The organism is Streptomyces sp. NPDC091281, assembly GCF_044757425.1.
Classification (GTDB): domain Bacteria; phylum Actinomycetota; class Actinomycetes; order Streptomycetales; family Streptomycetaceae; genus Streptomyces.
Genome location: NZ_JBIVUY010000005.1, coordinates 555,408 through 563,522 on the forward strand (window position 1 = coordinate 555,408; position 8,115 = coordinate 563,522).

An 8,115-nucleotide genomic window follows, 5' to 3' on the forward strand; every position below is an offset into this window, starting at 1 on the left:
CGGGTACGCGGACACGTGATGTGACAGGAAACGAGCTTCGGGGTTGTCGGCTTCCCGACAGGGCCCGGCGCCCCGGCGTCCGAACATCCGGTCGCCGGGGTACCCGCGTCAGCCGGGTCGGGCGGCCGTCACTCCGGCCGGTGACGGCCGGTAGCCCGCCGGTCCCCGGTGACCGCCCGGCGCTCGCCGGGGACGGGCGGCCTATCCCGTGAAGAGGCGCGTCGCCTTCTGGACGAGTTCGTACAGCCCGTAGCCGAGCGGGAGCACCACCCAGAGCCAGGCGAACACGATCAGCGGCCGACGACCGCCGGTTCCCCCGGCACCGGCAGAACCACTGGTGCCCGCGGGCTCACTGACGCCGCCGGGGCTGCCGGGATCACTGGTGTTGTTGGGGCTGCTGGGGCTCGACGCGTGCGGCATCGGGGGCCTTCCTGGGGGCGGGGACGTGGTGGTGGCGGGCGTGGACGGGCCGGACGAGTTCGTTGGCGACGAAGCCGACGGCGAGCAGCCCGATCATGATGAGGAGGGACCGGCTGTAGAGGTCCGGGCCGTGCCGTCCGGCCTCCTCCTGCCGGTCGGCGATCCAGTTCACGATCAGCGGCCCGAGCACCCCCGCCGTCGACCAGGCGGTGAGCAGCCGCCCGTGGATGGCGCCGACCTGGTAGGTGCCGAACAGGTCCTTGAGGTAGGCGGGGATCGTGGCGAAGCCGCCGCCGTAGAAGGAGAGGATCACCAGCGCGCAGACGACGAACAGGGGCTTGGAGGAGTCCCCGGCGAGCGCGATCAGCCCGTACATCAAGGCGCCCGCGCCGAGGTAGAGGCGGTAGACGTTCTTCCGTCCGACCAGGTCGGAGGCGGAGGACCAGCCGATGCGACCGGCCATGTTGGCGGCCGACAGCAGGGCGACGAAGCCCGCGGCGGCGGTCGCGGAGACCGGGGCGGAGGTGTCGGCGAAGAAGTCCGTGATCATGGGGGCGGCCTTCTCCAGGATGCCGATGCCCGCCGTCACGTTCATGCAGAGCACCACCCACAGACACCAGAACTGCGGGGTGCGCACCGCGCTGCGGGCGGAGACCTGCACCCCGCCTCGCGCACCGTCCGCGCCCACCGCACCCGCCGTCCCTGACGTCCCCGACGCCCCCGCCGTCCCCGGCGCGCCCGCCCCGTCCTCCGCCGGGACGGCAACGGCCGAGGAGGCCACGGATGCCGAGGAAGGCGCCGAAACCGAGGTAGCCGAGGCAGCCGCGGCGGCGCGCGGGACGCGCACCAGCAGCACGCCGAGCGTCATGAACACCGCGTACGCGAGCCCGTGGACGAGGAACGCGAGCGCGATCCCGGTGTGGTCGGCGCCGAACGACTCCAGCATCCGCGCGGACCACGGCGAGGCGATGAGGGCGCCGCCGCCGAAGCCCATGATGGCGATGCCGGTGGCCATGCCGGGTCGGTCCGGGAACCACTTGATCAGCGTGGACACGGGCGAGATGTAGCCGATGCCCAGTCCGATGCCGCCGACGAAGCCGTAGCCGAGGACGATCAGCCAGAACTGCTGGGTGGCGGCGCCGAGCGCGGAGACGAGGAAGCCGGAGGAGAAGCAGACCAGGGCGACGGTCATCGCCCAGCGCGGGCCGTTGCGCTCGACGAGGGTGCCGCCGAACGCGGCGGACAGGCCGAGCATGACGATCGCGACCTGGAAGGGGAGCGCGCTCTGCGTCCCGCTGAGACCGAGCGCGGATTCGAGGGGCGGTTTGAAGACCGACCAGGCGTAGGCCTGGCCGATGGAGAGGTGGACGGAGAGGGCGGCGGGCGGCACGAGCCAGCGGCTCCAGCCCGGAGGTGCGACCGGGGGACTCATGAGGCCGGACGGTAGGCAGCGACGGGTGGGTTGGAAAGCCGGGGGATCACGCGGGTGCGGTGAGCGGTAGCGGGCGTGCGGTGAACGGTCGGCCGGTGCCGGACAATGGACGGGGTCGGGGCGAGCGCGGCCGGCCCGCGGGCGGAGAGCCGCGCGGGCGGAACTCCACGGACGGAACCGGGGCTGATCACGACATGGGACGAGTCACCGAACGGCGCAAGGTGCTGCGGGTGCGCGACGGCGCGGTCTCGCACCGCCCGGACACCCTGGTGGCGGAGGAGCCGCTGGAGATCCGGCTGAACGGCAAGCCGCTCGCCATCACCATGCGCACCCCCGGCGACGACTTCGGGCTCGCGGCCGGATTCCTGGTCAGCGAGGGCGTGTTGGCGCGCACCGAGGACCTGCTGAACATCGTCTACTGCGCGGGCGCGACCGCCGACGGCTCCAACACGTACAACGTGGTCGACGTGCGTACGGCCCCCGACGTCGTGCTGCCCGACATCACCCTCGAACGGAACGTGTACACCACGTCGTCCTGCGGGCTGTGCGGCAAGGCGAGCCTGGACGCGGTCCGTACGACAGCACGCTGGCCGATCGCCGACACGCCCCCGCTCCGCCTCGGGACCGACCTGCTGGCCCTCCTGCCCGACCGGCTCCGCGAGGCCCAGCGCGTCTTCGACCGGACGGGCGGGCTGCACGCGGCGGCCCTGTTCTCCGAGGAGGGCGAACTGCTCGACGTCCGTGAGGACGTGGGCCGCCACAACGCGGTGGACAAGCTGGTCGGCCGCGCCCTGCGGGAGGGCCGCCTGCCGTTGTCGCGGGCGGTGCTGCTGGTCTCCGGGCGGGCGTCGTTCGAGCTGGCGCAGAAGGCCGTGATGGCGGGCATCCCGGTGCTCGCGGCGGTGTCGGCGCCGTCCTCGCTGGCGGTGGACCTGGCGGCGGAGACGGGGCTGACCCTGGTGGGCTTCCTGCGGGGCAGCTCCATGAATGTGTACGCGGGCGAGGAGCGGATCACCGTACCGGCGACGGCCGTCGCCCCCGCCCAGGGCTGAGCCACCGGCGACGGCCGCCCGGACCCGGACCGCCCCCCGGCACCCGTCAGCGCGCCCCCGACCCCGAGTCGACCTGACTCCGCCCCACGCCGCCGTCGCCGTCGCCGTCCCCGCCCTGCGTGACCGCGTCAGCGCCTGCCCCCGCCTCCGGCTCGGGCTCCGCCTCCGGCTCCGCATCGGGCGGCAGCGGATCGTGCGAGCGCCGCTTGGCGATGACCGCGCAGACCATGAGCTGCATCTGGTGGAAGAGCATGAGCGGCAGCACCGCGAGGGAGGCGTGCGCGCCGAACAGCACGCTCGCCATGGGCAGTCCGGCGGCGAGGGACTTCTTGGACCCGGCGAACTGGATCGCGATGCGGTCCTCGCGGCCGAACCGCAGCGCCTTCGCGCCGTACCAGGTCAGGGCGAGCATCACGGCGAGCAGGACGGCCTCGACGGCGAGCAGTCCGGTGAGCCGGGCCGCGCTGACGCGGTGCCAGACGCCCTGGACGACGCCCTCGCTGAACGCGGTGTAGACGACGAGCAGGATCGAGCCCCGGTCGACGAGCTGGAGCACCTTCTTGTGCCGGGTGACGAAGCCGCCGATCCAGCGGCGCAGCACCTGGCCCGCGAGGAACGGCACGAGGAGTTGCAGCACGATCCGCATCACCGCGTCCGGGGAGAACCCGGCGCCGGTGCCGCCGAGCAGGGCGGCCGTGAGCAGCGGGGTGACGACGATGCCGACGAGGGAGGAGAAGGAGCCCGCGCAGATTGCGGCGGGCACGTTGCCGCGGGCGATGGAGGTGAAGGCGATCGACGACTGCACGGTGGACGGGACGAGGGTGAGGAAGAGCAGGCCCTGGTAGAGGGGGTCGGTGAGGAGCACCGGGACGAGTCCGCGGGCGGCCAGCCCCAGCAGGGGGAAGATCAGGAAGGTGCAGGCGAGGACGGTGAGGTGCAGCCGCCAGTGCCGGACGCCGTCGAGGGCCTCCTTGGTGGACAGGCGGGCGCCGTAGAGGAAGAAGAGGAAGGCGATCGCGGCCGTGGAGGCGCCGGAGGCCGCGTCGGCGGCGGCGCCGCGGGCGGGCAGCAGCGCGGCGAGCCCGACCGTGCCGAGCAGCAGCAGGACGTACGGGTCGACGGGCATCCGGCGCGGCCGGCTCAGGCGTTTCACGGTCCTCCCCAGCGCTCTCGTGGTGATCTCCCCCATCGTGCTCCCCCGCCCCGTCATCGGGAATCCCGCACACCGCACTCACTGTCATCACATGATGCGATGAGCGGGCGTACGCTGGACGCGTGTACGACCCGTCCCGGTTGCGGACCTTCCTCGCGGTCGCGCAGACGCTGAGTTTCACGCAGGCGGCGCGGCGGCTCGGGCTGCGGCAGTCCACGGTGAGTCAGCACGTACGCCGTCTGGAGGAGGCCGCCGGGCGGACGCTGTTCGAACGGGACACGCACTCGGTGGAGCTGACCGAGGACGGCGAGGCCATGCTGCGCTTCGCGCGCCGCATCCTGGAGGTGCACGAGCAGGCCACGGCGTTCTTCACGGGGACCCGGGTGCGCGGGCGGCTGCGGTTCGGGGCGTCGGAGGACTTCGTGCTGACCCGGCTCCCGGAGATCCTGGAGAGCTTCCGGCACGACCACCCCGAGGTCGACCTGGAGCTGACGGTGGAGCTGTCGGGGACGCTCCACGAACGGCTGGCGGCGGGCCGCCTCGACCTCGTCCTCGCCAAGCGCCGCCCGGAGGAGACCCCGCCCGAGCCGCCCGTACGGCAGGACCCGCGGTCGCGGCGGGACGCGCCGGTACGGCAGGACACTCTCGTCCGCCACGACGAACTGGTGTGGATCGGGGCCGAGGGACTGCGGCTGGACGCCGGGCGGCCGGTACCGCTGATCGTGTTCCCGCCACCGGGGATCACGCGCGCCCTCGCCTTCGAGGCGCTGGAGCGGCAGGGGCGGCCGTGGCGGATCGTGTGCACCAGCGGCAGCCTCAACGGGCTGATCGCGGCGGCCCGCGCGGGGCTCGGCGTGATGGCGCACTCGCGGGGCCTGATCCCGCCGGGCCTGGTCCGGCTGCCGGAGCGGGCGGGGCTGCCGGAGCTGGGCCCGGTGGACTTCGTCCTGGCCTACGGCAGGGAGCGGGAGCGCGCTTCGGCGCGGGACGCGGCGGACGCGCTGGCCGCGGCAATTCTGGCGAGCGGCGACCGCCTCCACCGCGGCACCCGCCATCCCCACCCCGACGGCGCCTGACGTCCCCCGGCCCAGGCGGTCGACGTCCCGCCGGGGGCCCCCGCACCGCCCGCCGGGTCCCCGCATCGCCCGCCGGGCGCTACCGCGGCGGACGCTGGTACGTCAGCTGCTTGACCCGCCGCAGGAACGGCGTGGCCTCCACGTGCTGGACGCCGTCGAGGCGGCCGAGGGGGCCGCTGAGGTAGGCGTACAGCCCGGCCGTGTCACGGACGACGGCGGTGACGACGATGTGGGACGGGCCCGCGGTGGCCGCCGCGTGGGCCACCTCCTCGTGGCCCGCGAGGGCCTCGCCGACCCGGTGCAGCGCGGCCGGGGTCGTGGTGATCCAGAGGACGGCGGCGAGCGGGAAGCCGAGGATCTCGGAGTCGTACTCGACGTCGATGTAGACGGCGCCGGAGCCGAGGAGCGTGGCGAGGCGGCGTTTCACGGCGGACTCGGAGCGGCCGGTGGCGCGCTGGAGTTCGGGGTATCCGGCGCGGCCGTCGCGGGCGAGGACGTCGAGGAGGGGCTGGTCCTCGGGGTCGACGCGGGGCGGGCCCGGGGCCGGGGCGGGGCACGGGGTGAGGGCGGCGACCTGGTCGTCGTCGAGGACGCCGAACTTGCGCAGCCAGCCGCTGGGCCCGCCGTAGAAGCGGTGCAGGATCTGCTGGGCGCGGATCTCGACGACGCTCGGGGTGCGCGGGAGCTTGCCGAGGAGCAGGTCGTCGTGGTCGCCGGGGCGGCGCGGGCGGGTCATGCAGAGGATCTCGGTGCCGCCGGAGCCGAGGCCGATCCAGTGGGTGTCGTGGCGTTTGGCTAGGGCGTCGGCGATGACGGCCGCGCTGTCGGGGACGCAGCGCAGTCGCAGCATCCACTGGTCCTCGCCGAGGACGGCGGCGTCCCGGACGGCCACCACGCGCAGGCCGCCCTCGGCGCACAGCCGGCGGAAGCGGCGGGCGACGGTCTGGTCGGAGACGCCGAGGACCGTGCCGAGCCGGCTGAAGGAGGCCCGGCCGTCGACCTCCAGGGCGCAGAGCAGCTTGAGGTCCAGCGCGTCGAAGGTGTCGGATTCCATCCTCATCGGCCGCTCTCCCATCGGATTCCGTCGGCAGGGGGGTATTTTCCACGGCGATCGCCCCGCGCTTCCCCATCGTACGGAGCGTTCGTGTTCCGCGGACCGGGCGGACCCGGTGCGCGGACGTGCCGGAAGGAAGGCCGCGGGGCCGCAGGGCCCGGGGTCGTGTGGAGACCGAGGGAAGTGAAGAGATGCGCGCATGGGGGCCGCTGACGGCGGTGTGCCTGGGCACGTTCATGTTGCTGCTGGACGTGACCATCGTGGTGGTCGCGCTGCCGGACATGGCGGCGGCGCTGGACGCCTCGCTGAGCGATCTGCAATGGGTGGTGGACGGGTACGCGCTGGCGCTCGCCGCGCTGCTGCTCGGCGCGGGCGCCGCGGCCGACATCCTGGGGCGACGGCGGGTGCACGTGGCGGGCGTGGTGGTCTTCGCCGCCGCGTCCCTGCTGTGCGGGCTCGCCCCGGGGCCGGGGACCCTGGTGGCGGCGCGGGCCGTGCAGGGGGTGGGCGCGGCGGCGATGTTCGCGACGACGCTGCCGCTGCTCGGCTCCGTCTACCAGGGGCGGCAGCGGTCGGCGGCGCTCGGCGTGTGGGGCGCGGTGAGCGGCGCGGCGGCGGCGGTCGGGCCCGTGGTGGGCGGGCTGCTCACGGCGGGACCGGGCTGGCGGTGGATCTTCTTCGTGAACCTGCCGGTGAGCGTGCTCGCGGTGTGGCTGACGCTGAAGGTGGTGCCGGAGTCGAAGGGCCCGCGCGGGATGCGGGTGGACTGGGCGGGCACGGTGACGTTCGCGGCGTTCGCGGGCGGGCTGACGTACGGCGTGGTGCGCGCCGGGGAGGACGGCTGGTCGGCGACGGCGGCGCTGGCGGCGTTCGCGCTGGCCGCGCTGGCGCTGGGCGCGTTCGTGCTGGCGGAGCGGCGTGCGGCGCACCCCCTGCTGGACCTGGCGCTGCTGCGGCGGCCCGCGTTCGTCGGGGTGATGCTGGGCGCGATGGCCTTCAACGGCGTGGCGTTCGGGGTGACGCCGTACCTGTCGATCTGGATGCAGACGCTGCTGGGGATGAGCCCGGTGCGCGGCGGTCTGACGCTGCTGCCGATGACGGTGGCGGCGATGGTGACCGCGATCCTGGTCGGGCGGCTGCTGCACGGCGCTCCGGCCCGGCTGACGATCGGCGGCGGGCTGCTGCTGATCGGCGCGGGCTGCTGCGCGCAGGCATTGCTGGACGCCGGGTCGACCTGGGTGGCGCTGGTGCCGGGACTGGTCCTCGTCGGGTTCGGTACGGGCCTGGTGTCGCCGACGGTGTCGGGCGCGGCGCTGGCCGCGGTGCCGCCGCAGCGGGCGGGCATGGCGGGCGGCGCGGTCAACACCGTGCGGCAGCTCGGCTACGCGCTGGGCGTGGCGGTGTTCGGCACCGTGCTGACGTCGCGGATGTCGGACGCGCTCGGCCAGGAGGGGGCGCACGCGCTGGCGGGCGGCGGCGCCGGAGCGCTGCGCGGGGCGTACGGGGAGCACGCGCTGCGGTCGGCGTTCGCCTCCGGTCTGGACACGGCGCTGCTGGCGGCGGGCGTGACCGGGCTGGTGGCGGCGGCGCTGGTGTTCGCCCTGGTCCGGCCGGGCCGCGCGGAACGGGGCGGGGAGGCGGGGACCTCCAGGGAACGGACCCCCGCGGAAGGGACCACCGTGGAAGGGACTCCCGCGGAAGGGGCCTCCACCGCGGGGACGTCGTCCGCGGCGACGCCCCGGTCGCGGACGGCGGGCACCCGGACCTGAACACCGCGCCCGCCCCGGCGACGACGCACCCGTCCGCCGCCGGGGCGGGCGTGGCGCCGGTTGCGGGGGGTGCCTCTATGTCTTTCGTCAAGCGAGGCGTGGGGTTCGGGGTTCGTAGAAGGTGCCGTCGCGGAGCATCGCGAACAGCACGTTGATCCG

At 74.5% G+C, this 8,115-nt stretch carries 7 protein-coding genes; 3 read left to right on the top strand and 4 right to left on the bottom strand.

The annotated features are described in order from the left end of the window. Positions 1–201: 201 nt before the first annotated feature. Complete coding sequence (locus tag ACIQPQ_RS16915) at positions 202–420, bottom strand: hypothetical protein (protein ID WP_401304573.1); 219 nt, start codon at positions 418–420, stop codon at positions 202–204. Further along, complete coding sequence (locus tag ACIQPQ_RS16920; protein WP_401304487.1) at positions 377–1,852, bottom strand: OFA family MFS transporter; 1,476 nt, start codon at positions 1,850–1,852, stop codon at positions 377–379. The genes ACIQPQ_RS16915 and ACIQPQ_RS16920 overlap by 44 nt, the downstream gene beginning before the upstream one ends. Positions 1,853–2,046: 194 nt before the next feature. On the opposite strand from ACIQPQ_RS16920, the gene fdhD reads away from it, so the two are divergent. Next, positions 2,047–2,904, top strand: a complete 858-nt coding sequence (fdhD, locus tag ACIQPQ_RS16925; protein WP_401304490.1) for a formate dehydrogenase accessory sulfurtransferase FdhD — start codon at positions 2,047–2,049, stop codon at positions 2,902–2,904. 46 nt (positions 2,905–2,950) lie between these two features. On the opposite strand, the gene ACIQPQ_RS16930 is transcribed toward fdhD, so the two are convergent. Continuing rightward, positions 2,951–4,030 (bottom strand): bile acid:sodium symporter family protein, encoded by a 1,080-nt coding sequence (locus ACIQPQ_RS16930; protein WP_401304570.1) that lies wholly within the window; start codon positions 4,028–4,030, stop codon positions 2,951–2,953. A 149-nt stretch (positions 4,031–4,179) separates the two neighbouring features. On the opposite strand from ACIQPQ_RS16930, the gene ACIQPQ_RS16935 reads away from it, so the two are divergent. Continuing rightward, complete coding sequence (locus ACIQPQ_RS16935; RefSeq protein ID WP_401304493.1) at positions 4,180–5,133, top strand: LysR substrate-binding domain-containing protein; 954 nt, start codon at positions 4,180–4,182, stop codon at positions 5,131–5,133. A gap of 79 nt (positions 5,134–5,212) precedes the next feature. Here ACIQPQ_RS16935 and ACIQPQ_RS16940 read toward each other — a convergent pair whose 3' ends face one another. After that, a complete protein-coding gene (locus ACIQPQ_RS16940; RefSeq protein WP_401304496.1) occupies positions 5,213–6,193 on the bottom strand; it encodes an Lrp/AsnC family transcriptional regulator in 981 nt (326 codons plus the stop codon). Between the two features lie 185 nt (positions 6,194–6,378). Here ACIQPQ_RS16940 and ACIQPQ_RS16945 point away from each other — a divergent pair, with 185 nt between their 5' ends. Next, positions 6,379–7,956 (top strand): MFS transporter, encoded by a 1,578-nt coding sequence (locus ACIQPQ_RS16945; protein ID WP_401304498.1) that lies wholly within the window; start codon positions 6,379–6,381, stop codon positions 7,954–7,956. The last annotated feature ends 159 nt before the right edge of the window (positions 7,957–8,115 follow it).

Coding starts and splice junctions, on each gene's coding strand:
- ACIQPQ_RS16915 (WP_401304573.1), bottom strand. CDS start 420: ATGCCGCACGCGTCGAGCCCCAGCAGCCCCAACAACACCAGTGATCCC.
- ACIQPQ_RS16930 (WP_401304570.1), bottom strand. CDS start 4,030: ATGCCCGTCGACCCGTACGTCCTGCTGCTGCTCGGCACGGTCGGGCTC.
- ACIQPQ_RS16945 (WP_401304498.1), top strand. CDS start 6,379: ATGCGCGCATGGGGGCCGCTGACGGCGGTGTGCCTGGGCACGTTCATG.
- ACIQPQ_RS16920 (WP_401304487.1), bottom strand. CDS start 1,852: ATGAGTCCCCCGGTCGCACCTCCGGGCTGGAGCCGCTGGCTCGTGCCG.
- ACIQPQ_RS16940 (WP_401304496.1), bottom strand. CDS start 6,193: ATGAGGATGGAATCCGACACCTTCGACGCGCTGGACCTCAAGCTGCTC.
- fdhD (WP_401304490.1), top strand. CDS start 2,047: ATGGGACGAGTCACCGAACGGCGCAAGGTGCTGCGGGTGCGCGACGGC.